Below are 26,635 nucleotides of genomic sequence, written 5' to 3' on the forward strand. Positions count from 1 at the left end.
AAGCGTGCTGCTTAAGACAAAGTCTCACTGCTTTACACGGTCCAAGGCGCTGGGCGGTTGGCAATGCCGTACTTTTCGATGGCCTCTGCTACTTTCGCAGCAGGAATTTTACCTTCGTCAGCCAGTGCTTTCAGTGCAGCAACCGCAACGTGGTAGCGATCCACTTCAAAGAAGCTACGCAATGCTTTGCGTGAGTCGGAGCGGCCATAGCCGTCACAACCCAGCACTACGTATTTAGCAGGAACGTATTCACGAACTTGATCTGCAAAGGCGCGTTTGTAATCGGTTGCCGCAATCACAGGCCCTGTACGACCAGTCAAGCATTCAGTTACATAAGGCACTTGCTGCGCTGCCATTGGGTTGAGCATATTGTGACGCTCAACCGCCATACCATCACGGCGCAATTCGTTAAAGCTTGGGCAAGACCAGATATCTGCATCCACGCCGAAATCGGCTTTCAGTAAGTCTGCCGCAGCGATTACTTCACGGAAGATCGTTCCTGAGCCCATTAGCTGCACTTTCAGTGCAGTATCTTTATTACCTTCTTGGAACATATACATGCCGCGCAGGATGCTGGCTTCTGAGCCTTCTGGCATAGCTGGGTGGCTGTAGTTTTCATTCATTACTGATAAGTAGTAATAGATGTTCTCTTGGTTTTGATACATGCGGCGCATACCGTCTTGCACAATCACCGCCAGCTCGTAAGCGAAGGTTGGATCGTAAGACACGCAGTTCGGGATAAACTCAGCAAACAGATGGCCGTGGCCGTCTTGGTGCTGCAAGCCTTCGCCGTTCAGCGTAGTGCGGCCAGCCGTACCACCAACCAAGAAGCCGCGAGCGCGTAAATCGCCCGCTGCCCATGCCAAGTCGCCAATACGTTGGAAACCAAACATCGAGTAGTAGATGTAGAACGGAATCATGGTGACGCCGTGGTTGGCGTAGGACGTTGCCGCAGCAATCCAATCGCTCATCGCACCGGCTTCGTTAATCCCTTCCTGCAATACCTGGCCAGTCTTGGACTCTTTGTAGAACATTAGTTGGTCTGCATCTTGTGGCTCGTACAACTGACCCACGTGTGACCAAATACCCAGCTGGCGGAACATGCCTTCCATACCAAAGGTGCGCGATTCATCCGGCACGATAGGCACGATGCGGTTACCGATTTTTTTGTCTTTAACCAAGGTGTTCAAGATGCGAACAAAGGCCATGGTGGTGGACATTTCACGCTCACCGCTGCTGCCCAATAAGCCTTGCAATGCGTCTAAACTAGGTACTTCTAGAGGCTCGTCGATTGGCTTTCTGGATGGCACAAAGCCGCCAAGTGCCGAACGGCGCTCGTGCATATGCTTCAGCTCTTGGCTGTCGTCAGCAGGGCGGTAAAATTTGCAAGCAATCGCTTCTTCGTCGGTTAGCGGGATATTAAAGCGATCACGCAGGTAAAGCAGATCGGTATCGGACAACTTTTTGGTGTTGTGCGCTACGTTTTGCGATTCGCCTGCCGCGCCTACGCCAAAGCCTTTCACTGTTTTAACCAGCAACAGTGTCGGTTGATTTTTGTGCTCAGAAGCCGCTTTATAAGCTGCGTACACTTTATAAAGATCGTTACCACCGCGAGTCAGACGCCAGATATCGTCATCTGACATCGCCGCAACCAAGTCGAGCAATTCTGGGTAAGCACCAAAGAAGTGTTCGCGTACATAAGCGCCGTTTTTGGATTTGTAAGTCTGGTATTCACCATCGACTACTTCCATCATGCGTTTTTGCAGCAGGCCTTTTTTGTCCTGAGCAAGGATGGCATCCCAGCCTGTGCCCCAGACAACTTTAATCACATTCCAGCCCGAGCCACGGAAATCGCCTTCCAGTTCTTGAATAATTTTGCCGTTACCGCGTACAGGGCCATCAAGGCGCTGCAAGTTGCAGTTAATCACAAAGATCAGATTGTCGAGCTTTTCACGGCCAGCTAGGGAAATCGCGCCCAGAGATTCTGGCTCGTCCATCTCGCCATCGCCGCAGAAGCACCAAACTTTACGATCGCCTTTTTGCTTAAAGCCACGATCGTCCAGGTATTTCATAAAGCGGGCTTGGTAAATGGCCATCAGCGGGCCAAGACCCATCGATACCGTTGGGAACTGCCAGAAATCAGGCATCAGCCAAGGGTGTGGATAGGACGACAAACCACCGCCTTCTACTTCACGGCGGAATTTATTCAGTTGGTCTTCAGTAATGCGGCCTTCAAGGAAAGCCCGTGCATAAACGCCAGGTGCAGAGTGGCCTTGGAAGTAAACTAAGTCGCCGCCGTGGTTTTCTGAAGGCGCGTGCCAGAAGTGGTTCCAGCCGATATCGTATAAAGTGGCTGCGGAGGCGAATGAAGAAATATGGCCGCCTGGCTCTGCTTCGTCGCGATTGGCTTTAACCACCATCGCCGCTGCATTCCAGCGGGTATAGGCCAGAATACGTTCTTCCAGATTAGGCTTACCTGGGTGCTTGGCTTGCAGGTGTGCTGGGATCGTATTGATATAAGCTGTAGTAGCGGTATACGGAATATTGACGCCATCTTGGCGCGCATGATCAACAAGCTTTTCAACCAGGAAATGAGCGCGCTCTGCGCCTTCTTTTTCGAGGACGCTATCGAGTGACTCTAGCCATTCTTGCGTTTCTTGGGGATCGAGGTCATGAAGCTGCTCTGCCATTGGTCTCTCTACCTTGTGAGTGGGTTAATTCTCCGCAGATTTTGCTGCGGAGGCTGACGGGTTGTGTGGACCTGCCAGCTTTAAAAGGGCTGCATTGTAATAGCCATATAAAAATACATCCCGTTTAACGGGGGGTATTTCGCTTGTAATAATTCACCAGACCATTGGTCGAAGCGTCATGGTTTGTGGTTAAACCCGGAGTAGTTAAATCGGCTTCAATGGCTTTTGCCAATTGTTTGCCAAGCTCAACACCCCATTGGTCATAGGAATTAATATTCCAGACCGTGCCCTGTACGAATACTTTGTGCTCGTACAGCGCAATCAATGCACCTAAACGCCGCGGAGATAAACGCTGCATTAAGATGGTATTCGTTGGGCGATTACCTTCAAATACTTTATGCGGAACTAAAGCATCTTGGGCTTCGCCGGTAATGCCTTGGATATCTAATTCTGCCCGTACTTCGGCTTCATTTTTACCGCGTAAAAACGCTTCTGTTTGGGCAAATACATTGGCCATCAGAATCGTGTTATGCGGTTCAGGAATATCTGGATGCTCGATTGTGGCAATAAAATCAACGGGCACAATTTGGCTGCCCTGATGCAATAACTGGTAATAAGCGTGTTGCCCGTTAATGCCGGTGTCACCCCATACCACGGGGCCGGTGCGATAATTCACGCGTTTGCCATCCAAATCAACCGTTTTACCGTTTGATTCCATATCCAGTTGTTGCAAATATGCAGGGAAGCGATAAAGCGATTGGTTATAAGGGGAAATCAGCTGAGTAGATGCGCCAAAGAAATTAACGTACCAAACACCTAACATGCCCATAATGACTGGCAGATTTTGCTCTAATGGCTTGCTGCAAAAATGCTGATCCATGGTATATGCACCATGCAGCAAATCTTGGTAATTATGTTTGCCTAAATAAATAGCAATCGGTAAACCAATTGCGCTCCATAGGCTATAGCGGCCACCAACCCAATCCCAGAACTCAAACATATTATTGGTATCAATACCAAATTCGCCTACGGCTTTGGCATTGGTCGAAACGGCCACAAAATGTTTGGCAATATGTTTTTCATCACCCGATGCTTTTACAAACCATGCACGTGATGTGCGGGCATTGGTCAGCGTTTCTTGGGTGGTAAATGTTTTGGATGAAATAATAAAGAGCGTTGTTTCTGGGTTAAGTTCCGCTAGTACTGACATCACTTGATCGCCGTCTACCGTCGAAACAAAATGCATTTTTAAGCGTTTGTGGCCGTAATCTTTGAGTGCTTGGCACACCATCAGCGGGCCAAGGTCGGAGCCGCCAATGCCGATATTGACAATATCTGTAATCACTTTTCCAGTGTAACCCAGCCATTCACCTGAGCGAACTTTATCTGAGAAGTCGCCGATTTTTTCTTTAACGGCATTGACCTTGGGCATGACATCTTCGCCATCCACGATTAATGGATGCTTGTCTAGATTGCGCAATGCGGTGTGTAGCACGGCACGGTGTTCGGTGCTGTTGATTTTTTGCCCAGAAAACATCGCTTTGATACGCGCTTCTAGGCCGCACTGACGTGCCAAGTCCATCAGCAAAGTCATGGTCTGGGCGGTGATGCGGTTTTTTGAATAATCAAAAAACAGGCCGCCTGATTCAAGCGAAAATTTGTCAAAGCGCTGTGGGTCGTCGTTAAACAAATCACGCAGATGCAGGTGCGACACTTCTTTGAAGTGCTCTTCTAACGCCAGCCACGCGGGTGTTTGAGTGAGGTTTGACATCTAATCTATCCTTATCTAATCAGCTGTAATTGTCATGACCACGAACGCGCTTTTCTTTAAGGCTGCGCTTCATTTTTTCGAGTTGGTCTATGAGTTCTGGCCCACGCCTGAGCGCCACGCCAACTGCAAGTACGTCGATAATTACCAGATGCACAATGCGGGTAATCATTGGAGTGTAGAGATCGGGGTCTTCCATCGTGTCGGCATATAGACAAAGCGTGCAACGCTTAGCCAATGGCGATTTGGAATGGGTAATGCCGATTACGTCGGCTCCAGCATCGCGGGCAATTTCTACTGAGCGCAGTAAATCCAAAGTGCGGCCTGAGTTAGATACAGCAACTACCGCATCCCCTGGCCCAAGCATGGATGCGCTCATGCCATGCATATGTGGATCGGTATAGGAAACGGTAGGCACGCCTAAGCGGAAAAACTTATTTTGCGCATCAATAGCCACCGCGCCAGATTGCCCCTGACCATAGACTTCGATCTTTTTGGCATTCGACATGATGGTAATTGCACGCTCCAATACATCGGTGTCCAGCTCATTACGGCAACGCAGTAGGTGCGAAATATTGTTATCAAATAATTTGCGTGCTAGATCGTGTGCTGAATCATCGCGGCTCACCATAGAGTGCACATAGGGCACGCCAGACACCAAGCTGCGTGTGAGACGTAGCTTGAAATCTTGCAAGCCAGAGCAGTTGAGTGAACGACAGAATCGAATCACAGTCGGTTGTGAAACCAATGCCAGTTCGGCAATTTGAGCGATCGGGGCGTTAGCCACCAAATTAGGTTGCTCAATCACCAACTCTGCGACTTTGCGTTCTGATTTGCTGAGGCTATCGAGTGCGGCCTTGATACGTTCGAGCATGTATTTTTCTCTCTGTAGGTTAGGCATTTGCCCACGCAGAACTTTGACATCGACGCGTGGGCAATGATGCCCACCCTACATCTCTTATGCGGCCCAAAATACCTGTTTAAGCCCATTGCACTGATTCAGTACTCGGCGGATAGGAAATAGCTCGGTTTCGGTTTTTTGCTCAAGTAAAGCTTCTTGCAATAATGCTTTTTTACTCTCACCAGTGATATGTACGATTACCGAGCGGGCTGCCGCCAAGGTCGGCAGCGTCAGTGTAATACGCTGATGCGGTGCGGCTGGTGGGGTAACTGCAGCGCAGCGCGCTGTTGAGGCACAGGCAAATTCTAGCTCTGCGGCCTTAGGAAATAGCGAGGCGGTATGGCCATCATCTCCCATGCCTAAAATTAATACATCAAGCGGAGCGGGCAGGGCTGCAAGGCGAGCTTCAATTGTGGCTTGCCCTTCATGGGCTGTTTGGGCGCTGGAGACTTGTGAGATAAATGTGGCGCTTGCCGCTTTATCTTGCAGTAGATTCTCGCGGGTGAGGCGCTCATTACTATCGGCATGATCGGGGGCAACCCAGCGCTCATCGGCTAAAGTAATGATGACTTTTGACCAATCTAGCTCTTTAACGCGTAGCGCTTTAAACATGCCTGCTGGCGTTCTGCCACCAGATACCGCAATCCCTGCCTGGCCACGTGCAGCAATGGCCTCGCTTAATGTTTGTGCGATAAAGTCAGCCAGTTGTTGATCTAGCTCGCCTTTAGAGACAAATTCCTGCCAGGACAGAGACGACATGTAGTTACCTTTAATGATGATGAAAGAACGGGCCAGAAAACCGGCCCGCTTGTTAATTTAAATTAATCTTCTTCGTGCCAGCATAGGCCATCACGGGATAGTAAAGCAGAAGAAGCCGCTGGGCCCCAAGTGCCTGCCGTGTATGGCTTAGGACCATCTGGGCTGCTTTCCCAGTTATCGATAATAGGCTCCACCCAACGCCATGCGGCACGTTGCTCATCGCGGCGTACAAATAGCGATAGATCACCACGAATCACATCTAGCAACAGACGCTCATAAGCTTCTGGGCTGCGGGTTTGGAAGGTTTCTTTGAAATCCATATCCAAATGCACAGGGCGCAAGCGGCCTTGATTACCCGGCTCTTTTGCCATCATATAGAGGCGCACGGATTCATCGGGCTGCAGCTGAATCACTAAGCGATTCGGCGTGCTGGCGGCGCGGCCATAGATAGAATGAGGCGTTTCACGGAAGTTAATCACGATCTCGGCAAGGCGGTCAGATAGACGTTTACCTGTGCGCAGGTAAAACGGCACACCTGCCCAGCGCCAAGTTTGAATCTCTGCCTTAAGGGCAACAAAGGTTTCGGTTTTGGAGCCAGCAGGCACATCTGGCTCATCTAAATAGCCAGGCACAGGTTTGCCAGCCACGGCCCCAGCACGGTACTGACCACGTACTACTTTGGTGTGTACATCTTCAGGGGATAGGGGTTTTAGTGCACGTAAAATTTTGAGTTTTTCATCACGGACGGCATCGGCATCGATCGATGCTGGTGGCTCCATCGCAACGATGGTGAGCAGTTGCAAGAGGTGGTTTTGCACCATATCGCGCAGTGCACCCGTTTTATCGTAAAAATCCGCACGGGATTCAACACCAACTTGTTCGGTTACGGTAATTTGTACGTCGCGAATCCATTCCCTGCGCCAAAGTGGCTCAAGCAGCGTATTGGCAAAACGCAGCGCCATTAGGTTTTGGACGGGCTCTTTGCCCAAATAATGGTCGATTCGATAAATTTGGTGTTCTTGGAAATATTCACCGACTTCATCATTAATTTTATTTGATGAGGCTAAATCGTGTCCAAGTGGCTTTTCAAGCACCACGCGGGCATTACCAGCGGCAAGGCCCACTTCAGAAAGACTCTTGGAAATAGGAGCGAATAAATCAGGTGCAGTCGAGAGGTAAAACACACGAACACGCTTAGGAAAAGCATTCAGCGCATCGGCTAATTTGGTGAATTCTTCTGGATGATTGGAATCAAGATGCAAATATTCAATCCGTTCAGCAAATGTAGCCCAGTCGGCGTCATTGTAGTGCTTGCCCAGATAGCCTACAGCTAAAGCGTGGGCTTTATTGAGGTAAGCTGCGGTATCAGGAACACTACGGCCTAAACAGACAATGCGCCCTTCTAGGGGCAAATTCCCTTCTTGATGTTGGTGATAGAGCGCTGGTAATAATTTACGCATTACCAAGTCGCCAGTGCCGCCGAACAGCACCATGTCGAAAGCGTCGATCTGAGTCATCCGCGAGAATCCTTATACTTGAGTCGGTTTTTGGCCCTTAGCACAACTGCTTCGTAAAAACAGAGCAGAGCCTACTTGGCGCGTAAGACTTTGTAATCTTACTACACAGCTAAATAGTGGCGCAAACGAAATTCGCCAAGGGCCGTTAATGATGGGGGTTAACACGTAGCGTAGAATGGTAACCCTGTGTAAATGTTGACTATTGATGCAGCGCAACGAAATTGTATTTCCCAGTCGATGCGGTTGAAGTTATAGATGCTTTGTAGTAAAACTACGATCAATTTTATAGAAATGTACGTGGCGTCGTGATGCCGCCGTAACTCGGAGCCCCTGTTTATGTCTGTTCATCCCAAGCTTGCTGAAGTCACCGCCCGTATTATTGCAAGAAGCCAAGGCCCCCGTTCGCGTTATTTGGCCCACCTTGAGTTGGCCGCAAGTAAGGAGCCTTCACGTAAAGGTTTAGCCTGTACCAATCAGGCTCATGCTTGGGCTGCTGCGCCAGAAAACGACAAAATTATGATGCGTGAAATGCGTCAGCCTAATTTGGGAATTGTCTCTGCATACAATGACATGCTGTCCGCGCACCAACCCTTTGAAGCTTTCCCTGCCCTGATTAAAGAAGCCGTTCGTCAAGCCGGTGCGACTGCGCAATTTGCCGGTGGCGTACCCGCAATGTGTGATGGGGTAACCCAAGGCCAGCCGGGCATGGAGCTGAGCTTGTTTAGCCGCGATGTGATCGCAATGTCTACTGCGGTTGGACTATCACACAATGTGTTTGATAGCGTAGTTTGCTTAGGCGTTTGTGACAAGATCGTACCGGGGTTGTTGATTGGTGCTTTGCAGTTTGGCCATTTACCAACGGTATTTGTTCCTGCTGGGCCAATGACTTCTGGCATCGCTAACAGTGAAAAAGCCAAGGCGCGCCAATTATTTGCCGAAGGTAAATGTGGCCGTGAAGAATTATTAGCCTCTGAAGAAGGCTCTTACCACGGTGCCGGTACCTGCACCTTTTTTGGTACGGCCAATTCTAATCAAATGTTGATGGAAGTCATGGGCTTGCACTTGCCTGGTGCGGCCTTTGTAAACCCGAATACCCCACTGCGTGATGCCTTAACTGTTGCGGCAGCACAACGTGCTATTGCTATTACTTATAAGGGCAATGAGTTTACCCCTGTCGGAAAAGTGGTTGATGAAAAATGCATTGTGAACGGTATTGTTGGCCTGATGGCAACCGGTGGCTCAACCAATCACACCATTCATTTGATTGCCATTGCACGGGCTGCTGGCATCATCATTGATTGGAGTGATTTCGACGATTTATCCGCAATTATTCCATTGCTCGCAAAAATCTATCCAAACGGCTCTGCAGATGTAAATCACTTCCATGCCGCTGGCGGTATGGGTTTCTTGATTCGTGAATTGCTAGATGCAGGTTTGATGCACGAAGACGTGTTGACCGTGGCAGGTAAGAGCTTGCGCCCTTATGCCAATGAGCCTTTCCTTGGTGAAGATGGTAAGGCGGTATGGCGTGCAGCGCCTACCGAGCCAGTGGATGACAATGTAGTTCGTCATGCAAGTAATCCATTTAGCGCCGATGGTGGTTTACGTCTTTTGGTTGGTAATTTGGGCCGCTCCGTGATTAAAATTTCGGCCGTTAAGCCAGAAAACCGTAACGTAGTTGCCCCTGCAATTGTGTTTAATGATCAAGACGATGTACTGGCGGCATTTAAACGTGGCGAGCTAGAAAAAGACTTTGTGGTGGTGCTGCGTTTCCAAGGGCCACGTGCCAATGGTATGCCCGAGCTGCATAAGCTCACCCCTGTGCTGGGTTTATTGCAGGATCGTGGCTTTAAAGTAGCGCTGGTTACCGATGGGCGCATGTCGGGCGCATCGGGTAAAGTACCGTCGGCTATCCATATGACGCCAGAAGTATTAAATGGTGGGCCACTCGGTAAGGTGAGAAGCGGCGATATGATTCGCTTAGATGCCGATGCGGGCATCGTTGAAGCCTTGGTTGATGCGGCTGAATGGGCTGCTCGAACCGTGGATACTGCAGATTTATCTGCAAATGAACATGGCATGGGGCGCGAGCTGTTCGCGACTTTCCGTGGTGCAGCAACCGGCGCAGAAGAGGGCGCGATCAGTATGGGCTTGGCTCATTAATTAAGTTGTACATCGGATGGGTGGAGCTGCGTTTAACCCATCCTACTCATCACATCATTTACTACAGAACAGGAAGAACAACCCATGCAAATTCGCGAAATCATGCGCTCTTGTCCGGTGATGCCGGTTTTGGTCATCGAGAAAGTAGAACACGCCGTGCCATTGGCTAAAGCCTTGGTAGAGGGGGGCATCTGTGTTCTTGAGGTGACTTTACGTACCGAAGCAGCTTTAGCTGCAGTGCGTGCGATTGTTGATAATGTGCCTGGCGCTATTGTGGGTGTGGGCACCGTGGTTCGACCTGAACAATTTGCTGAAGCGAAAGCTGCCGGAGCAGTCTTTGCTGTAACCCCTGGGCTGACACCTAAGTTAGCTGCTGCCGCTCGTGCTGCACAAATTGAATTACTACCCGGTGTAATGACGCCTTCTGAAGCGATTGCTGCTTTGGAAGAAGGCTTTGATGCGCTGAAGTTATTCCCTGCTGAGCAAGCCGGTAGCTTGGGTATGCTGAAAGCAATGGGTGGACCGCTGCCACAAATCTTATTTTGCCCAACTGGTGGTGTAAGCCCTGAATCTGCACCTAAGTTATTGGCCTTGCCAAACGTAGGTTGCGTGGGTGGCTCTTGGTTGGCGCCTAAGGAAATGGTTGCAGCGGGTGATTGGGCTGGTATTACAGCGCTTGCTCGTGCTGCGGCGGCATTTGGAAAGTAATTAAATTGTAAGGTGGGCATAAAAACGTGCTCACCCTCAGATTTAAATCAATATTTCATTATTTATAGGGAATAGCCATATCGTCAGCAAGGCGACAGTTGGGTATTCTTTGTATTCGATTTTTTTATGCGCGGCTCTATAACGGGCGCGTTTTTTCTGAACTCTCTGAGGAGCACCAGGCAATGGCAGCAATTCGTATCGCAATTAACGGCTACGGTCGTATCGGTCGCAATGTACTGCGCGCTTTGTATGAGTCTGGCCGTACTGATGAATTCCAAATTGTGGCAATTAACGATCTGGGCGATGCTAAAACCAACGCTCACTTAACACAATACGATACTGTGCACGGTAAATTTGCTGGCAAAGTATCGGTAGATGGCGATTTTATGATCGTAAATGGCGATAAAATTCGCGTTTGCGCTCAGCGTAACCCCGCTGATTTGCCATGGAAAGAGATCGGCGTGGATGTCGTGATGGAATGTACTGGCTTTTTTGCTAGTAAAGCAAAGGCTTCTGCGCACATTACTGCTGGCGCGAAAAAAGTCATCATCTCCGCTCCTGGTGGCAGCGATGTAGATGCAACCATCGTGTTTGGCGTAAACCATGACACACTGAAATCAACAGACACTGTTATTTCAAATGCATCATGCACAACCAATTGCTTAGCGCCTTTGGTTAAGCCTTTGAACGATAAAATTGGCCTAGTTTCTGGTTTGATGACCACGATTCATAGCTACACCAACGACCAAGTTCTGACTGATGTTTATCATGAAGATCTACGTCGTGCTCGTTCAGCAACTCATTCTATGATCCCTACTAAGACCGGCGCTGCGGCGGCTGTGGCCTTGGTATTGCCAGAATTAAAAGGCAAGCTGGATGGTTTTGCTGTGCGCGTACCAACGATCAATGTGTCTTTGGTTGACCTGACATTCACCGCTGCGCGTGAAACAACGGTTGAAGAAATTAACCAAATCATGAAAGAAGCGTCGGAAGGCTCACTAAAAGGCGTGTTGAACTACAACGACCTGCCTTTAGTGTCGATTGACTTCAACCATGACCCCGCTTCTTCTACTTATGAAGCATCGCAAACTAAGGTTTCCGGTGGTACTTTGGTGAAAGTTCTGTCTTGGTACGACAACGAGTGGGGCTTCTCCAACCGTATGCTAGATACCACTAAGGCTTTGTGGAACGCAAAATAAGCGTCCATTATTGCTTGTAAAAAAGTGCCCACAGCGATGTGGGTATTTTTTTGCCCACTATTTTTGCATCATGCAATAAGACTGCACTGAGCACTCAAAGCATCGTGTGTGATTGTTTTATATTCCACAGTATCCTGCCGTGGGATGGGTTTGTGTCGCTCACTTAAGCCTAGGTTCTGTTGACGTTTCATTCACGGCTGCGTTTGGCCCCGATTTGGGGCTGAACAAGGAGAAAATGGCGACATGGTACGAGCACCATGAGCGATTTTTAACTTTCGTTCAGCCCCAAAAAGGGGCTAAACCCGAAGGGCTGAGCCGGAAAATGGCCATTCACTGCGTGATGCTCCTCGACAATAACCCGTTATTGCCTTCGTCACATGCTTTGTGCCAGGTCGTTTTCCGGCTCAGCGCAATGGCGAATAAAACGTCAACAGACCCTAGCGGGCTGTCGGACTTAAGACTGATCGACTACGGAAAAGCCGGATTTTGCCATATTTCACGCATTTTCTCGTTGAATAGCCAGCTATTCGCCTCAAAAGCCCGCGAAATCTGTCTCAAACCGGTCTTTCCCTCGCTACGATCGTTTAAGTTCGACAGGCTGCTAGCGGCGAGTTCTGATTTTGATGTGTTTGGGGATGATTACGGCAGCTAGGGATAAACCCCTGGAGGTGTGATGGAATTTATTTGTTTCTCTTTTGAGGCTATTAGATGTTGCAGATCAGCAACATCAGCTCTTTTTTTGGTGTAGAGGCTAATTGTTTTAAAGTACCAATTAAAATGCCAAATGAATTTATTGGCTTTGTTTTTTATTTATACCGTAAGAGTTTGCTGTAAGTATTTCTAATGTTTTAGTATAAATACCTTGTAGTACATATCACCATTTAAGTAATTTGTTTTGGTAATTTTTGTTTTATTTTGTGTTTTTTATTATTAGATATTTTTTTTAAATTAACGTATATCGCGCCTGTTTATTAAAAATAATGTTTATTGCTTAGTGTATTTGGGTTTTTTGTTTGTTGGTATTTTTACTTATAAGGGTTTGGTATTTTTACAGCAGAACAAAATTAATCGCTGTGTTTATATATGGGCTTCGGAGCACCTAGTACGCATATTTATTTATAAGTGGATTCGTATTGATGAATTAGCTTTAAGTAAAGCGCTGCAAGGTAATCCATTTAAAATCATATGAATCCGAATTCACACAGTGAATTCGTGGCTCAACCAAGATAAAGGAATCTCAGTATGTTTAAGCGCGTTCTTATCGCTACTGCCGTATCCGCAATGTTTGCAGCTCCTGCATTCGCTGACGTAACTATCAGCGGTTCTGCTGAAATGGACTTGATGTACAAGACTAACCAAGCTGGTACAAATGGTAAGGGCAAAGTTGCTGAAGAAATTGCAGTTATCGTAAACATCGACGGTACAGATAAGCTTGATACTGGCGATACGCTGAAATGGCGTCTGGCGCAAAAAGTAGCAACTCCAGGTCGTTACGATAGCTTCGGTCAACGTGAAGCTTGGATCGGTTACGAAACTAAGTTTGGTGAAGTTCGCTTCGGTAACCAGTTCTCTAACCAATACCTTGAAATGGATGGTTTCGCGAACAATGGTTCAGGCAACTTGTGGGCTGACTTTGGTTCACAACAAGTTCAATACGCGAACGGCGTAAGCTACTTCTCTCCTAAATTCAGCGGCTTTAGCTTTGCTGGTCAATACGATCTAGGTAACGGCCGTAACTCAGCCCGCGCTATGGAATTGACAGCAAACTACACTGGCTACGGCTTTAATGTTGCTGCTGGTGCTGCTGAAGCTAAGAATGGCAAGAGCGCTTCATCTGAAGCTGGTACATTCGGTGCCAATGGTAAGGGCTGGGGAAACTCAGGTGACTTCACTGTAGGTACTAATGCAGAAAACAAACTGCGTACTTACAATATCGATGCGAAGTACAAGACTGGCGCGTTTGATTTAGCTGCTGGTTACAAGCGTAACGAATGGAATGGCGCTGTTGATTTGGCTGTAGCTGGCCAAAAAACTACAGTTGACCAATTCTTGGTTGCTGCTGGTTACACTATGGGCAAAAACAACTTCAACCTTGGTTATCAACGTGTGCAAGACAGCAAGACTGATGGCACAAAAGTTGATAACGGCATGAACGTTCTTAACGCTCAGTACAACTACACACTGTCTAAGAACACTGTTGCATTTGCTCAAGTTCGTCACCACATGTTGGATACAGCGGGCAAAGCTAGCGTAATGACAGGTGCTTCACAGCTTGATGGTTTTGCTATCGGTTCAGACAAGAAAAACGCAACACGTCTGATGGTAGGTACATGGACAGCGTTCTAATTTAGAACCTGCTCATAAGCAAGACACCGGCAATACGTCGGTTGAACGCTTAGCCACTTAAAAAACGCCATGATGCAAATCGTGGCGTTTTTTTGTGCGTGCCAGCATCTGCGCCACTTATAGCCAATCGGTGTTGCGTTTGGGCCACACAATGTTGCAGATATACGACGCAATATTGCGTGGGTTTGTACCTATTGAGTATTCTTGTTTCGTAACACAAGCAATATATGCCTTGATGTACTGAAGTTAAAAAAATCAAATTCGCCTTTAGGAGAGATGAATTATGTTTAAACGTGCTCTGATTGTGGCTGCTGTTGCAGCTGCTTGCTCCGCTTCTGCTTATGCTGAAGTCACTATTAGCGGTTCAGCAGAACTGAATGTAATGTACTACAGCAATCAAACGGCTGATGGTAAGGGTAAGTTTGCTATTGATGCACCCGTTATTCTGAATTTTGATGGTGTGGATAAGTGGGATAACGGTATGTCCACTATCTGGCGCATTTCGCAAAAGCCAGGTCCTGGCGGTAGCGATAAAGCTACTGGCCCTGCTGCATTTGGTACTCGTGAAGCTTATATCGGCGTTAAGAGTGGTTTGGGTTCTGTTAAATTTGGTCGTATGTTCCAAGCAACTTACCTGCAAAAAGATTGGCCTTACCTGACAGACGGTTCGGGTAACGCTGGGCAAGACCGTGGTGTTACTGAAGCGGCATTCTGGGATAACGCCGTTGCTTATGAAGGCTCTTTCGGCGCTGTAAACGTATTTGCATCTGCTGATTTGGGCAATGGTTTTACCGATAAGAAAAATGGCTCACAAGGCTATGAGTTAGGTGGTGGCGCAAATATTGGCGCTTTCCATGTTGATGCTTCTTATTTAGCCGCTAAAAAAGGTGCTGAGTACGACAGTACATTCTTCTTGGGTGGCCGTGGTACTTTTGGTGCTTTGACTTTGTCTCTGGATTGGGCGCATGACAAGTTTGGCATGACAGATATCAAAGAAGATGCGATCCACGGTAAAGTTGGTTACAACTTCAATGACAAGCTGTCTCTGAACGCGGGTTGGACTAATATCAAGGATAGCGGTGGCGGCGATAAAAAAGCTGATCAGCTGAGTGCACAGCTTGGTTACAACGTATCTAAAAATACGATGGCATTTGTTCAGTATCGTTATATCAAACTGGGTGATGCAGGTAAGAGCCCTGTTGGCTTTGTAACGCAAAACCAAGGTATTGCTGGTACCAAAGACAGCATGCAACGTCTGCTTGTTGGTACATGGACAGGTTTCTAATCGTTTAAGTCATTTAAACGAAATTAAAACCCCGCTTAGGTGGGGTTTTTTGCGTTTGTTATTTGGGTGCAAAGGGAGGCTGGGGGGAAGTGTTTTTCGTTGCTATAAACGCATAAAGCCCCTGATTTTTATCAGGGGCTTTATTTTTGAATCCTGGCGGAAGCGGTCGGATTCGAACCCACGGAGGACTTGCATCCTCGGCAGTTTTCAAGACTGCTGCCTTAAACCACTCGGCCACACTTCCTTTCATCTTTGTCTTGCGACTCAGACAGGAACGCATTCTAGCAGCTTTTCTAGGCTTGTGTAAACTATTTGAATGAGATAACGTTTTTTTTTTGCAAACGCTTAGAAATTCTACACAACGCGCTGATTAATCACTGCACCCAAGTCTTTTAGAGTTTCTCAAGCACCGCAAACTTAGCTAACACACATTGCTCTGTATGCTCCATCGCTGGGGATAAGCGAATGCGGTAGGATTTTTCTTGTGCGGTGAATTTGTATTCTTGGTTCTCGGCAAAAACAGCGCTAGGGATAATCAGAAAGCGTGCGGGGTTGGTGCTTGGCCCTTCTGGCGCGTAAATGCACTGGAATCTCTCTTCTGTTAGTAAAGGGGAGAGGCTAACGATTACAGGGTTTTGAGTGAGTGTTTCTACGCCGATACTCATAATGCCTTTTTGGCTGCGATTCACTCGGCGCACTATACCAATGGTAAATGGGTGTTGGCCAATATTAGCTAGCCCCAGAAACTCGCCGACCTCCAATGGCGTGTCACTGTGATAATTCAAGCCAAATCCACCCGCGCTTGCGTCTGCTAGCTCCCATTTTTGTGCCTCTAAAAGGTCTGCGCTGCTTGCTGTGGTTTGCTGTGTGATAAACGGGATTATTTTTTGTATCCCGGTAATAACATGAATCGATTTTGTATTGTTTTGCCTTTCATGTTGTCTTACTGGAGTTAGCGAATCTCGTGACCAAAGATTACTAAGCGTTTGCAATAGGTCTAAATTGGCAGGCGAGGATGTTTCTTCTGGCAAGCCAAGGGATGCAGCGGATTGGCCTTGGTTTAGCTGTTGAATAAGCTGGTTTATATGCTCTGCAATGGGAGTGGTTGTCCAATAGCGCCAGTTTTCGCCAACCATATCTCGACGTATACGTTTGGGCTTGCCGGTTCCGGTGATATTTATTGCAAATAAGTGCTTTTGTGGTTTTAGCTCTGGCTCAAGCTCAATAAGCGCGCTCCATTTTTTTAGCCAAGTCGCAATCAAGTTGATTTGGCTAGATTGAACTTTGTCAGGGTTCGCGAGCGATAACATGAGCGTTTGAATATAATGATCTTGAATATTTGATGGTTCACTGCTGCTGTAAGTAATTTGTGGTGTTTTTGCGAAATTGTTTTGCTCGGAAAAATGATACAGGCGATTAAGATTTCGCCAGATATGGTTGTCTAAATCCAGATGACGCATATAAGCGTAGCGTGCTTGAGTCGCAAAAAGCTCGATGGCTCTTAAGGTGAATAACTGTAGCTTTTTATCTTGGGTTCGACCAACTTTTTGACTGGCTAGCTTGATGCCAATTAGGTAGCCTGTGGCCATTTCTTGCCAGAATGATAATACAGTAGGCAGGACTTGGTGAGGAGAAATGCCTTCTTCGATAATCCGTCCGTGGTAAATATCGAGTAAATGGCTTTGTAATGGTCCAGCTTTTTCGTCAAGATAAGGGATAGTTTTGAATAGCTCGTTGCTACTAATTTGTGGATTTTGATTAAGCTGTTGTAACGCTTTTACGATTTCTATCTGGGCTTGTAAAATATCGCTTTCTGGCAGCTCATCCATAAAGATCGTTGCTGATTTAAGATCAAATACGCCTTCTTGTGTAGTGGGGCGAAAGAGTGAGTTTACTAGGCCTTTTATATCAAACATCATTATTTTACCCAATGATACTAATTCGTTTTGAGAGTAAAGCGTCTAGTTATGTATTACAAGTAAGGTATTACAGTTTACAGCAGTGTTATAAAATGATTAATAATCAATGGGCGTAATAATTTAATCTAACCAAATTTTGATTATATATTCTTTACGCTTTGTGTAATTTAAAATCAAAGAAGTGTGTGGTGTAAAAAACAAAGCAGCGCCTCGTTTTGAATTTTCTTCGTCAGAGTATAGTCAAGCGGTTGCTGGGCCGCTGTCATTAAAGGGCGGATTGCTTAGATTTACAGCACTTCAACTCGCTTCTTTTTCTACAAAAATAGCAAACTAAAACCCTCTGCTGTGAGGCAAGGGCATAGTGGCGCTACGGTGTGATAAAATCAGCCGCTTTGTGTTGGCGTAGTGTGAATTCAAATCGCGCGGGCAGAGTCAATATTCTTACTTTTAATGATGTTTGGCATCGTTAAAAGAAAAAACGTAGCTAAAATCAAATTTACTATGGGTAAAGAACGATCCTCGCTTAGTTTAGGGCTTAACAGTCATCCTTAGCTAGGATTGGTGTTTTATGACAAGCTGCGGTGTAGAAGCCAACCCGCGATCGGGCGGGGAAATTTTTAGTTTTTATCAGTGATGAAACGATGAGCTTGCGCGCTGCGCAGGTCAATGACCGTTTCTTTTAAAGAATACAACGATGTATCTGGGTAGCAATAGGGCAAACAAACCATGATTAGTACTGCAAATATTACAATGCAATTTGGCGCGAAACCTTTATTTGAAAGGGTTTCAGTTAAGTTTGGTGACGGTAATCGTTATGGCTTGATTGGCGCAAACGGTTGTGGTAAATCCACTTTTATGAAAATTTTAGGTGGTGATTTAGAGCCTACTGCTGGCAATGTAAGTCTAGAGCCTGGTGTTCGCCTGGGTAAGCTTAAGCAAGATCAGTTTGCTTTTGAAGATTGCCGCGTGATTGATGTTGTGATGCAAGGGCATACTGAGCTATGGGCGGTGCTGGCCGAGCGCGATGCAATTTATGCCAATTTAGAAGCCACCGAAGACGATTATATGCGCGCGGCTGATTTAGAAGGCAAAGTGGCCGAGTACGATGGTTACACTGCTGAAGCGCGCGCTGGTGCTCTATTGCTGGGGGCTGGGATTCCTATTGAGCAGCACGTTGGCCCAATGAGCGATGTAGCGCCGGGTTGGAAGCTACGTGTCTTGCTGGCACAAGCCTTGTTTTCTAACCCAGAAGTACTGCTGCTGGATGAGCCAACCAATAACTTGGATATCAACACAATTCGTTGGTTGGAAGATGCGCTGAATGAACGCGATTCCACCATGATTATTATTTCCCATGATCGCCACTTTTTAAATCAAGTGTGTACTCACGTTGCTGACGTTGATTTCCGCGAAATTCGTATTTACCCAGGCACTTACGATGATTATATGATTGCTTCTACGCAAGCGCGTGATCGCTTGCTAACAGACAACGCAAAGGCTAAAGAAAAAGTGGCCGAGTTAAATTCTTTTGCTGCACGATTCTCGGCAAATAAATCTAAAGCGCGTCAGGCTACAAGCCGCCTGAAACTGGCAGATAAAATTAAGGAAGCGATGGTTGAGGTGAAGCCCTCTAGCCGTCAGAACCCTTACATCCGCTTTGAGGTTGATGAAAAATCCAAGTTACACCGCCAGGCTGTAGAGCTTGCTGGTGTGTCTAAGTCTTTCGATAAGCCTTTGATTCAAAATTTGGATCTGATTTTAGAAGCAGGTCAAAAGATTGCCGTGATTGGTGGTAACGGTGTGGGTAAATCCACGCTAGTGAAGCTTTTGATGGATGTAATTAATCCAGATAGTGGCAAGATTAAGTGGGCCGAAAAAGCCCAGCTGGGTTACTTTGCACAGGATCATGAAGCTGATTTTGAAGAAGACATTACGCTGTTTGATTGGGTTAAGCAGTGGAGCCAGCCAGGCACGGATGATCAGGTCATCCGAGGTATTTTAGGGCGTCTGTTATTTAGTGGTGATGATGTTAAGAAATCAGTTAAGGTGCTATCTGGTGGTGAAAAAGGCCGCATGCTGTACGGTAAGCTGATCTTAGAAACACCGAATGTATTAATTATGGATGAGCCGACTAACCATATGGATATGGAGTCGATCGAGTCCTTAAACTTAGCTTTGGATTTATATAAAGGTACTTTGCTATTTGTATCGCATGACCGAATTTTTGTAAGCTCGCTGGCGACGCAAATCCTAGAGCTGAATGGTGATGGAACATACAATTACTATGTGGGCGGTTACGAAGACTATTTGGCTAGCCGTGGTTTAGATTAAGCAGAGGCTTCAATAAGCTAAAGCTGAGAACGCAAGCGCGCTTGTACTATTGCAAGTATTTAATTGACGTAGTGTGTAAGTGATTGTAGTAAAATAGAGGGGCGATTATTCGCCCCTCTATTTTATTTTGGCTGCGAATCGCTATGTCTCGTGCTACCCCCTTTAAAGCCACCGAGTATCTAGCACCTTTCTGGCTACCTGGCGGGCATGCGCAGACGCTTTATCCTGCCACCTTAATGTGGAAAAAAACGCCTGCTTATCGGCGAGAATCGTGGATTACACCTGATTTAGATTCGATTGTCGTGGATTGTCTGGATGGCGGTGCTGGCACGCCGTTGGTGGTGTTGTTTCATGGATTAGAGGGCAGTTCGCGCAGCCATTACGCTACCTCTTTATTCGATTACCTGTATTCGCTTGGTTGGCGTGGTGTAGTGCCGCATTTTCGCTCCTGTGGCAATGTGCTCAATCGCCTGCCTAGGGCCTATCACGCAGGGGATTCTGCCGAAATTGATTGGGTACTATGCCAGATTCGCGCTCAAAATCCAGGTGTGCCTATTTTTGCCGTTGGTGTATCGCTGGGTGGCAATGCTTTATTAAAGTGGCTGGGTGAGCAAGGAGATGCAGCGGTAGCAGTGATTGATGCAGCTGCTGCGGTCTGTGCCCCAATCGATTTAGCGGCGACGAGCGAGTCGCTTGATCAAGGCTTTAACCGCCGCGTGTACACGCGTGAATTTTTACGCAGCTTACGCAAGAAGACCTTTGCTAAGCTGAAGCTTGTCGATAATCCTTTCTTAGATCAAGAAGGTTTACGTCGTGTAAATACGCTTAGAGCGTTTGATGATTTATTGACCGCACCGATACATGGTTTTAAAAGCGTAGAGCATTATTGGCAAGAAGCCAGTAGTAAGCCTTTTTTGCCTTTGATCCGCTTACCCAGCTTAATTATTAATGCAAAAAATGATCCCTTTGTGCCGTTTGAATCTTTGCCTTTGCCGGCAGGAGTATCAAATAGCGTTACCTTATTGCACACCTTGGAAGGGGGACACGTTGGCTTTGTGTCTGGTGCTATTCCTGGGCAATTGCAATGGTTACCGCACACATTGCATCATTTTTTTCAGTACCATTTACCGTTGCCTCGTTAAAGGGATTTGATTGTGCCCGTCTTAGCTCATGGTCTGTTTAAAGCTTACGATATTCGTGCTCAAACCTCATTGCTTACCCCTGAAGTGGCCCATTTTGTTGGGCGGGCACTGGGGGCGGAAGCGCATGCACGGGGAGTACAGCAAATTGCGGTGGCAAGAGATGGCCGCTTTTCTAGCCCGGCCTTAGCAAGCGCTTTAATTGATGCCCTCGTTGCTAGTGGGATCACGGTGCTGGATATGGGCTTGGCAGCTACCCCCTTGCTGTATTTTGCGGCGCGTCAGTATAGTGATGGCTCTGGTGTAATGATTACCGGTAGCCATAATCCGAGTGATTATAACGGCATTAAAATGACGTTGGCCGGTGAAACCATTGATGGCGAGGCTTTGCAAGCTTTACGCCTGCGTATAGAAAACGATGATTTTATTGTAGGGCAAGGTCAGGTTCAGCCCTTAGATATTAGCCAAGCTTATTACGCTGCTGTGGTGGCGGCTGTTTCACTACAACGGCCTTTTAAGGTGGTGGTGGATTGTGGGAATGGCGTGCCAGGCGCGTTTGCTCCTGCTTTATATCGCGCCTTGGGCTGTGAGGTGATTGAGTTGTACTGTCAGGTGGATGGTGCTTTCCCTCATCACCATCCGGATCCTCAGGTAGAAGAAAACCTAGCTGATTTAAAGCGGGCCGTCGTGGCACATGCTGCAGATCTGGGCTTGGCGTTTGATGGTGACGGGGATCGTTTAGGCGTGGTGACACGGGATGGTGAGAGCATTGCAGGGGATAGGTTATTAATGCTATTTGCTGCTGCCGCTCTAGCCAAGCAGCCTGGGCACATTCTTTACGATGTAAAATCCAGCGGCCTGATTGCAGCTTGGGTAAGGAGCAAAGGCGGTAGCTGCGAGGCGATCCCAACTGGCCACGGGCATATGAAGCGCCATTTGCAATCAACTCAGGCACTGGTGGCTGGTGAGTTGTCTGGGCATTTTGCCTTTAATGATTGGCCTGATGATGATGCCCTGTTTGCTGGGGCAAAATGTTTACAAATGATGGCAGAGCAAGATTTATCAGAGGCCCTGCAAATATTACCTAGATCGCTCGTTACGCCAGAATTACAAGTGGCATTAGCGCAAGATGGCCATCAATTGGTGGCAGAAATTGCTAAAAAAGCAGTGTTTCCCTTAGCCCTACGTATTTTTGCGATTGATGGTTTACGGATTGAATACGCCGATGGTTTTGGCTTGATTCGTGCCTCAAACACCACACCGGTATTAACGCTAAGAATGGAATCGCAAACTGCGCTGGGCTTAGCAAGAATTCGCGCCGAATTAGCCGCGGCCATCGCGCCGCTGCAGTTGCCCCCTTTAATGCCATAATGTTTTGCTCAATTTTTAATAAAATATCCTACATTGAACCACGATTGGAAAAACAATGATTCCTGCTCCACACCTTATCGCCTCTCAAGTGGCTGCCGCTTTACAGGAAGACATTGGTCGCTGTGATTGGACAGCCATGCTGATTGCCCCAGATACCCAAAGTAGTGCCACGGTGATAGCAAGGCAGAGCGCGGTGCTGTGCGGGCAGGCTTGGTTTGATGAAGTTTTTCGCCAAGTGGATGATGAAGTGCAAGTGCAGTGGATGGTAAAAGAAGGAGAGTGTGTCGAGGCAGATCAAGTGCTCTGTCTTATTCTTGGCCCCGCTCGTAGCTTACTCACTGCCGAGCGTAGTGCGCTTAATTATTTACAAACCCTCTCCGCGGTGGCTACTGAGACGCGCCGTTATGTGGATTTAGTAGCACACACCTCGGCCAAGATTCATGACACACGTAAAACAATCCCTGGGCTCAGATTGGCGCAAAAATATGCGGTAACAGTGGGCGGGGGCTTAAATCAGCGGATTGGTTTGTATGATGGCATTTTAATTAAAGAAAACCATATTATGGCGGCGGGCAGTATTTCTGCTGCTTTAGCTGCTGCGGCAAAGTTGGCTCCGGCGGATGTCACTATTCAAATTGAAGTAGAAACCATCCATGAGCTAGAACAGGCTTTGCACGCAGGGGCTGTTTCAGTGTTGTTAGATAATATGAACTTAACGGATCTGCGTGCGGCGGTGGCTTTGGCTGGGCAGAGTGCTGTGTTAGAAGCCTCGGGTGGCGTGGATGAGAGCACGGTGCGCGAGATCGCAGAGACGGGTGTGCATAGAATTTCAATTGGTAAATTAACGAAAGATATTCAAGCAATAGATTTATCAATGCGTTTTGCTTGATTTTTATTCATGATAAATAAAATAATTTGTACGATGAAATTATTTATTAATGCTTTTTTATTAATATAAGGTTCGCTGCATTTATTCGTAATTTTTGTAGATGTCGTGGATGATGTTTATTTGCTATGGTTGTCATGTGTTGCAAGTACATGGAGCTTTTTCTATTTAAAGTAATCCAATGTAGTGTCAGTTTTTTTCTCACGTAGTTCTAAGGAGCATTTCTTATGAATACCAAAAGTGAAACTTTACTCGACCAATCCCAAGACATTTTACAAGAAGCTGAGCAGCTCTTGGTAGAGGCCTCGCAAGCAGGCGGCAAAGATGCAGAGGCATTGTACGCGCGTGCCGTTGAGCGTTTGCGTTCGGCTAAAACACGTTTAGTTGAAGTTGAACAAGTGGCGGTAGCAAAGGCTAAGCAAGCCGCAAAAGTAACGGATGAATATGTCCACGATCATCCTTGGCAAGCCATTGGCGTGGCTGCTGCGGTGGGTGCATTGGTAGGCATGCTGATCTCGCGCCGCTAATCGTGTCTCCCTATTTTGCAGGTGTCCGGCGTGTTTTAGCGCAGGCTGTGGGCTTAGCAAGTACGCATCTAGAGCTACTGGGTTTAGAGCTGCAAGATGCTTTGCAGCGTTTTCTGGGGCATTTAATTTTAGGCATACTGGCGGCAGTCTTGGGTGGTTTAAGCCTTGCCCTTGCTGCGGTGCTACTGTTGATTATTTTTTGGGATAGTCATCGGATTGTAGTCGCGTCAGGGTTAATGCTGGTTTACGGCGGTGGTGCCTTGGTTTGCCTATGTTGGCTGCGTTATCGCTTAAAGCATGCTGCGGATTTATTTCCAGCGACGTGCGCGGAGCTGGTGAGGGATCGCAAGGCCTTACTGCGGCAAAGTGCTGAGGATGAAGCATGAAACTAGCGCGCTTCTATCGTAAGCAATTTTTGCAGTTAAAAGCAGAGCAGCAGCGCCAAGCGCTGAGGCAAGCGCTGAGGCAAGAATTAAGATCTTTGGCCCAGCCTATGAATATGCTGCAAGAGGGTTTAGCCATGAGTCAGCCTCAATCAGGAATCTTAGGCTGGCTTAAATTAGCAAGGCTCGCTTTACGCACTGAAGGATGGAAAAAGCATCTTACGATTGGCATGGGCTTATTGCAAATAGCTCGATTTATTATCAAAAAACGTCGCTAAGCAAAGCCCCCAGATCTGCATCATTGGGGCTTTTTGCTTAGGTGGCTTGCGGTAATTTTTGCGGGGTTTGGGCTTGATTGATCATGCGTCGATGATCGTGAAAAATCACATGTCAATTGTGCATGACTTATTTAATAAATTTTTGATTATATAGGGCTTAAATACTGTTTGAGTTGCTCGCTTAATTCGCCATTAGCAGAGAATTTTCTGGCAAAAAGTGCGGGGCTAGTTTGTAAGCGCGGCAGATCGCTTATTTCAAACACACGCGGTGACCAAGCCCCGGTTTCCCATTCTAAATAGTGCAAAGAATCATTAATCAGCACATCTGCCAATGGCGTGTGCATTAACACGCTTTGCACAAACATTTCGTCCGGTACCAATGTGTGGCGAAAAAAGCGAATTAACTCTGGATAAATTTCGCAATAATCAAGTAGTGTTTGGCAGGCATTTGCCGATAAGCACCACCATTGCGAGCCAGAATAAATTGCTTTTAAAGGTGCGGGTAGTGGGCGCTTGAATAAACCGAGTCGGTTTAAAGGTCGCAGTATTTTTTGCAATAACTTGCCAGCCAAACGGCCATTAAGTCGTTCAGGGTGATAGCTTTGATAGCGATAACGGATATCAAAATGGGGATCTGGCTGTCGGAGAAACTCAATAAAACCAGCGTGCCCGCTGAGTTTAGCCACAATTTGCTCATGTGTTTTAAGTGGAAAATCTTGGGCAGAAAGCAAAACTAAATAATCACAACCATCTTTCAGTGCGGCTTTAATGAGCTCAAGGCTGGCACTGACTAATGAAAATCCCCCCAGCGGCAAGCTTGCCGGTGAATAAACTGAGCCCCACTGGGTACATTGGCCTGCATGGCCTGCACAGTTTGATCGGCGGTATTGCCATCCACATGAATATAAATGTGGGCATCACGGTGGTGTAGCTGCTGGCAAAGCCTGCCTAATTGCTCTGGATGGGCGTGGCAAAGGATCAAGTAGGCAATTCGCATTGAGATAACCATAAATAAATAGCGCTTTATTCTAACTCGAATATTTTATAAATAATTTTTGAGGTAAAATTGGCGCAGTTTGTATTGACTACTGTAAGAATTAAAGGCTTTTGCCGCTCCCTTACCTATAAATTGCTGTATGAATGGCGGTTCGCTGATCTTTAATGGGCGAAGTGGGCTTGGGTGAGCGTTATTATCAAGATTGACTGGGTAGTCTCTGAGGACTATCGTTTACAACTTTATTCGGGAAATTTAGCACATGCCGAAAGCAACTAAACCCCCGAGAGCTTTGAAGTAGGCCTCCAAGAGTTGGAGAGCTTGATTGCTGAAATGGAAGCGGGCAATTTGCCGCTAGAAACTGCTCTAACTACGTACAAGCGCGGCACAGAATTACTACAATTTTGCGAAAGCCGCTTGGCAGACGCCGAACAACGTATTCGAGTGCTTGAAGGTGCAGAACTCAAGCCCTTCCCTGCGGATAATGCATAAATGACTTTAGAATTTAATCTCTGGATGCAAGGCGTTCAGTCCCAGATGGAACAAGCCCTCTCGGCTGTTCTGCCCGCACAAGATGCTATTCCTGCCCAGCTGCATACCGCGATGCGTTACTCTGTGTTGGATGGTGGTAAGCGTGTTCGTCCATTATTGGTGTTTGCCGCTGGTGCGGTTGTTAATGCACCTTTTGAGCGTTTGCAATATGTGGGAGCTGCAGTGGAGCTTATCCACGCTTATTCCCTTGTGCATGACGATATGCCCGCCATGGATAACGATGTGTTGCGCCGTGGTAAGCCTACCTGCCATGTGGCTTTTGGTGAGGCATCGGCTTTATTGGCTGGGGATGCACTGCAGACGTTGGCCTTTGATTTACTTTCCATGCATACCCTTGCCGATTCGGCGAGCCACCAACTCACCATGGTGAATATCTTAGCCCGTGCTTCAGGCAGCTTAGGCATGTGTGGTGGACAGGGGATTGATCTTTATAGCGTGGGGCAAGCCTTGAGCTTGACCGAGCTAGAACGAATGCACGGCTTAAAAACCGGTGCTTTGATTCGGGCCGCCGTGCTATTGGGCTCTTATTGTGGCGAAGCGATCAGTGATGAGGATAGACATCGCTTAGATTACTACGCGCGATGCATTGGGCTAGCGTTTCAAGTGGTTGATGATATCTTGGATGAAGAAGCAGATTCGGCAACTTTGGGTAAAACAGCGGGCAAAGATGCGGCCAATAATAAGCCAACCTATGTTTCTTTATTGGGTTTAGCCGCTGCAAAAGAGAAAGCGGCTGAGCTAAAGGCCGATGCATTAGCGATGATTGCACCTTTTGGTGAAAAAGCGCGCCACCTTGTTATGTTGGCCGATTTTATTGTGGAGCGCTCAAGTTAGGCGCATCCCAAGAGTCATTGCGCTTAAAAAACGCGTAAAGAACAGCCTGCCACAGCCCATAACAGCGTCTGCTGGTCAGTTTTAA

The 26,635-nt window shown here is 47.1% G+C and carries 23 protein-coding genes and 1 tRNA gene; 15 read left to right on the top strand and 9 right to left on the bottom strand.

Features of this window, described 5'->3' with window-relative positions; all coding sequences use genetic code 11:
* Nucleotides 1–32 precede the first annotated feature (32 nt).
* The 5 genes from aceE to zwf all read right to left on the bottom strand — a co-directional run bounded on the left by aceE (nt 33) and on the right by zwf (nt 7,635).
* Nucleotides 33–2,690 (bottom strand): pyruvate dehydrogenase (acetyl-transferring), homodimeric type, encoded by a 2,658-nt coding sequence (gene aceE, locus C1H71_RS12080; protein ID WP_130106762.1) that lies wholly within the window; start codon nt 2,688–2,690, stop codon nt 33–35.
* Nucleotides 2,691–2,814: 124 nt separating this feature from the next.
* Complete coding sequence (gene pgi, locus C1H71_RS12085) at nt 2,815–4,461, bottom strand: glucose-6-phosphate isomerase (protein WP_130106763.1); 1,647 nt, start codon at nt 4,459–4,461, stop codon at nt 2,815–2,817.
* A gap of 19 nt (nt 4,462–4,480) precedes the next feature.
* A complete protein-coding gene (hexR, locus tag C1H71_RS12090; protein ID WP_130106764.1) occupies nt 4,481–5,332 on the bottom strand; it encodes a transcriptional regulator HexR in 852 nt (283 codons plus the stop codon).
* 84 nt (nt 5,333–5,416) lie between these two features.
* Nucleotides 5,417–6,118: a 6-phosphogluconolactonase gene (gene pgl, locus C1H71_RS12095; RefSeq protein WP_130106765.1), complete on the bottom strand. Its 702-nt coding sequence runs from the start codon at nt 6,116–6,118 to the stop codon at nt 5,417–5,419.
* Between the two features lie 62 nt (nt 6,119–6,180).
* Nucleotides 6,181–7,635 (bottom strand): glucose-6-phosphate dehydrogenase, encoded by a 1,455-nt coding sequence (gene zwf, locus C1H71_RS12100; protein WP_130106766.1) that lies wholly within the window; start codon nt 7,633–7,635, stop codon nt 6,181–6,183.
* A gap of 336 nt (nt 7,636–7,971) precedes the next feature.
* On the opposite strand from zwf, the gene edd reads away from it, so the two are divergent.
* The 6 genes from edd (at nt 7,972) to C1H71_RS12130 (ending at nt 15,336) form a co-directional block, all read left to right on the top strand.
* Nucleotides 7,972–9,798, top strand: coding sequence for a phosphogluconate dehydratase (edd, locus tag C1H71_RS12105; protein ID WP_130106767.1), 1,827 nt, complete (start codon nt 7,972–7,974; stop codon nt 9,796–9,798).
* A gap of 84 nt (nt 9,799–9,882) precedes the next feature.
* Nucleotides 9,883–10,506 (top strand): bifunctional 4-hydroxy-2-oxoglutarate aldolase/2-dehydro-3-deoxy-phosphogluconate aldolase, encoded by a 624-nt coding sequence (gene eda, locus C1H71_RS12110; RefSeq protein ID WP_130106768.1) that lies wholly within the window; start codon nt 9,883–9,885, stop codon nt 10,504–10,506.
* A gap of 182 nt (nt 10,507–10,688) precedes the next feature.
* A complete protein-coding gene (gene gap / locus C1H71_RS12115; protein WP_130106769.1) occupies nt 10,689–11,705 on the top strand; it encodes a type I glyceraldehyde-3-phosphate dehydrogenase in 1,017 nt (338 codons plus the stop codon).
* Between the two features lie 112 nt (nt 11,706–11,817).
* The gene (locus C1H71_RS12120; protein ID WP_130106770.1) at nt 11,818–12,357 is read left to right on the top strand and encodes a hypothetical protein; all 540 of its coding nucleotides are present in this window, start codon (nt 11,818–11,820) and stop codon (nt 12,355–12,357) included.
* A 590-nt stretch (nt 12,358–12,947) separates the two neighbouring features.
* A complete protein-coding gene (locus C1H71_RS12125) occupies nt 12,948–14,051 on the top strand; it encodes a porin (RefSeq protein ID WP_130106771.1) in 1,104 nt (367 codons plus the stop codon).
* 283 nt (nt 14,052–14,334) lie between these two features.
* Nucleotides 14,335–15,336 carry a porin gene (locus C1H71_RS12130; RefSeq protein WP_130106772.1) on the top strand — a complete coding sequence of 334 codons (1,002 nt, stop codon included), beginning with the start codon at nt 14,335–14,337 and terminating at the stop codon, nt 15,334–15,336.
* A gap of 154 nt (nt 15,337–15,490) precedes the next feature.
* Here the strand turns inward: C1H71_RS12130 and C1H71_RS12135 are convergent.
* Both C1H71_RS12135 and C1H71_RS12140 read right to left on the bottom strand, forming a co-directional pair.
* Nucleotides 15,491–15,580, bottom strand: a tRNA-Ser gene (locus C1H71_RS12135).
* Between the two features lie 148 nt (nt 15,581–15,728).
* Complete coding sequence (locus C1H71_RS12140; RefSeq protein ID WP_130106773.1) at nt 15,729–17,255, bottom strand: hypothetical protein; 1,527 nt, start codon at nt 17,253–17,255, stop codon at nt 15,729–15,731.
* Between the two features lie 726 nt (nt 17,256–17,981).
* Here C1H71_RS12140 and C1H71_RS12145 point away from each other — a divergent pair.
* From C1H71_RS12145 to C1H71_RS12175, 7 genes are all read left to right on the top strand, one after another.
* A complete protein-coding gene (locus tag C1H71_RS12145; RefSeq protein WP_130106774.1) occupies nt 17,982–19,586 on the top strand; it encodes an ABC-F family ATPase in 1,605 nt (534 codons plus the stop codon).
* A gap of 143 nt (nt 19,587–19,729) precedes the next feature.
* Nucleotides 19,730–20,728 carry a YheT family hydrolase gene (locus tag C1H71_RS12150; protein ID WP_130106775.1) on the top strand — a complete coding sequence of 333 codons (999 nt, stop codon included), beginning with the start codon at nt 19,730–19,732 and terminating at the stop codon, nt 20,726–20,728.
* 12 nt (nt 20,729–20,740) lie between these two features.
* Nucleotides 20,741–22,096 carry a phosphomannomutase/phosphoglucomutase gene (locus C1H71_RS12155; protein ID WP_130106776.1) on the top strand — a complete coding sequence of 452 codons (1,356 nt, stop codon included), beginning with the start codon at nt 20,741–20,743 and terminating at the stop codon, nt 22,094–22,096.
* A 55-nt stretch (nt 22,097–22,151) separates the two neighbouring features.
* The gene (gene nadC, locus C1H71_RS12160) at nt 22,152–22,985 is read left to right on the top strand and encodes a carboxylating nicotinate-nucleotide diphosphorylase (protein WP_130106777.1); all 834 of its coding nucleotides are present in this window, start codon (nt 22,152–22,154) and stop codon (nt 22,983–22,985) included.
* A gap of 224 nt (nt 22,986–23,209) precedes the next feature.
* The gene (locus C1H71_RS12165) at nt 23,210–23,509 is read left to right on the top strand and encodes a DUF883 family protein (protein WP_130106778.1); all 300 of its coding nucleotides are present in this window, start codon (nt 23,210–23,212) and stop codon (nt 23,507–23,509) included.
* Between the two features lie 2 nt (nt 23,510–23,511).
* On the top strand, nt 23,512–23,895 hold the full coding sequence (locus C1H71_RS12170; RefSeq protein WP_188053226.1) for a phage holin family protein: 384 nt from the start codon (nt 23,512–23,514) through the stop codon (nt 23,893–23,895).
* Nucleotides 23,892–24,170, top strand: coding sequence for a hypothetical protein (locus C1H71_RS12175; protein ID WP_130106780.1), 279 nt, complete (start codon nt 23,892–23,894; stop codon nt 24,168–24,170). Before C1H71_RS12170 ends, C1H71_RS12175 begins: the two co-directional genes overlap by 4 nt.
* A 146-nt stretch (nt 24,171–24,316) precedes the next feature.
* Here C1H71_RS12175 and C1H71_RS12180 read toward each other — a convergent pair whose 3' ends face one another.
* Together C1H71_RS12180 and C1H71_RS12185 are read right to left on the bottom strand one after the other, a co-directional pair.
* Nucleotides 24,317–24,985 (bottom strand): beta-1,6-N-acetylglucosaminyltransferase, encoded by a 669-nt coding sequence (locus C1H71_RS12180; protein ID WP_130106781.1) that lies wholly within the window; start codon nt 24,983–24,985, stop codon nt 24,317–24,319.
* The gene (locus C1H71_RS12185) at nt 24,961–25,167 is read right to left on the bottom strand and encodes a hypothetical protein (RefSeq protein WP_130106782.1); all 207 of its coding nucleotides are present in this window, start codon (nt 25,165–25,167) and stop codon (nt 24,961–24,963) included. Before C1H71_RS12185 ends, C1H71_RS12180 begins: the two co-directional genes overlap by 25 nt.
* A gap of 318 nt (nt 25,168–25,485) precedes the next feature.
* Here C1H71_RS12185 and xseB point away from each other — a divergent pair, with 318 nt between their 5' ends.
* Together xseB and C1H71_RS12195 are read left to right on the top strand one after the other, a co-directional pair.
* Nucleotides 25,486–25,656, top strand: coding sequence for an exodeoxyribonuclease VII small subunit (gene xseB, locus C1H71_RS21965; protein ID WP_374704439.1), 171 nt, complete (start codon nt 25,486–25,488; stop codon nt 25,654–25,656).
* Nucleotides 25,657–26,550 (top strand): polyprenyl synthetase family protein, encoded by an 894-nt coding sequence (locus tag C1H71_RS12195; protein WP_130106783.1) that lies wholly within the window; start codon nt 25,657–25,659, stop codon nt 26,548–26,550. It begins immediately after the preceding gene.
* The last annotated feature ends 85 nt before the right edge of the window (nt 26,551–26,635 follow it).

Source organism: Iodobacter fluviatilis (assembly GCF_004194535.1).
GTDB classification, from domain to species: domain Bacteria; phylum Pseudomonadota; class Gammaproteobacteria; order Burkholderiales; family Chitinibacteraceae; genus Iodobacter; species Iodobacter fluviatilis_A.

What these genes read in the sequence shown, in the direction of transcription:
- aceE (WP_130106762.1), bottom strand. Translation starts at nt 2,690, where the DNA reads ATGGCAGAGCAGCTTCATGACCTCGATCCCCAAGAAACGCAAGAATGG.
- pgi (WP_130106763.1), bottom strand. Translation starts at nt 4,461, where the DNA reads ATGTCAAACCTCACTCAAACACCCGCGTGGCTGGCGTTAGAAGAGCAC.
- hexR (WP_130106764.1), bottom strand. Translation starts at nt 5,332, where the DNA reads ATGCTCGAACGTATCAAGGCCGCACTCGATAGCCTCAGCAAATCAGAA.
- pgl (WP_130106765.1), bottom strand. Translation starts at nt 6,118, where the DNA reads ATGTCGTCTCTGTCCTGGCAGGAATTTGTCTCTAAAGGCGAGCTAGAT.
- zwf (WP_130106766.1), bottom strand. Translation starts at nt 7,635, where the DNA reads ATGACTCAGATCGACGCTTTCGACATGGTGCTGTTCGGCGGCACTGGC.
- edd (WP_130106767.1), top strand. Translation starts at nt 7,972, where the DNA reads ATGTCTGTTCATCCCAAGCTTGCTGAAGTCACCGCCCGTATTATTGCA.
- eda (WP_130106768.1), top strand. Translation starts at nt 9,883, where the DNA reads ATGCAAATTCGCGAAATCATGCGCTCTTGTCCGGTGATGCCGGTTTTG.
- gap (WP_130106769.1), top strand. Translation starts at nt 10,689, where the DNA reads ATGGCAGCAATTCGTATCGCAATTAACGGCTACGGTCGTATCGGTCGC.
- C1H71_RS12125 (WP_130106771.1), top strand. Translation starts at nt 12,948, where the DNA reads ATGTTTAAGCGCGTTCTTATCGCTACTGCCGTATCCGCAATGTTTGCA.
- C1H71_RS12130 (WP_130106772.1), top strand. Translation starts at nt 14,335, where the DNA reads ATGTTTAAACGTGCTCTGATTGTGGCTGCTGTTGCAGCTGCTTGCTCC.
- C1H71_RS12140 (WP_130106773.1), bottom strand. Translation starts at nt 17,255, where the DNA reads ATGATGTTTGATATAAAAGGCCTAGTAAACTCACTCTTTCGCCCCACT.
- C1H71_RS12145 (WP_130106774.1), top strand. Translation starts at nt 17,982, where the DNA reads ATGATTAGTACTGCAAATATTACAATGCAATTTGGCGCGAAACCTTTA.
- C1H71_RS12150 (WP_130106775.1), top strand. Translation starts at nt 19,730, where the DNA reads ATGTCTCGTGCTACCCCCTTTAAAGCCACCGAGTATCTAGCACCTTTC.
- nadC (WP_130106777.1), top strand. Translation starts at nt 22,152, where the DNA reads ATGATTCCTGCTCCACACCTTATCGCCTCTCAAGTGGCTGCCGCTTTA.
- C1H71_RS12165 (WP_130106778.1), top strand. Translation starts at nt 23,210, where the DNA reads ATGAATACCAAAAGTGAAACTTTACTCGACCAATCCCAAGACATTTTA.
- C1H71_RS12175 (WP_130106780.1), top strand. Translation starts at nt 23,892, where the DNA reads ATGAAACTAGCGCGCTTCTATCGTAAGCAATTTTTGCAGTTAAAAGCA.
- C1H71_RS12185 (WP_130106782.1), bottom strand. Translation starts at nt 25,167, where the DNA reads ATGCGAATTGCCTACTTGATCCTTTGCCACGCCCATCCAGAGCAATTA.
- C1H71_RS12195 (WP_130106783.1), top strand. Translation starts at nt 25,657, where the DNA reads ATGACTTTAGAATTTAATCTCTGGATGCAAGGCGTTCAGTCCCAGATG.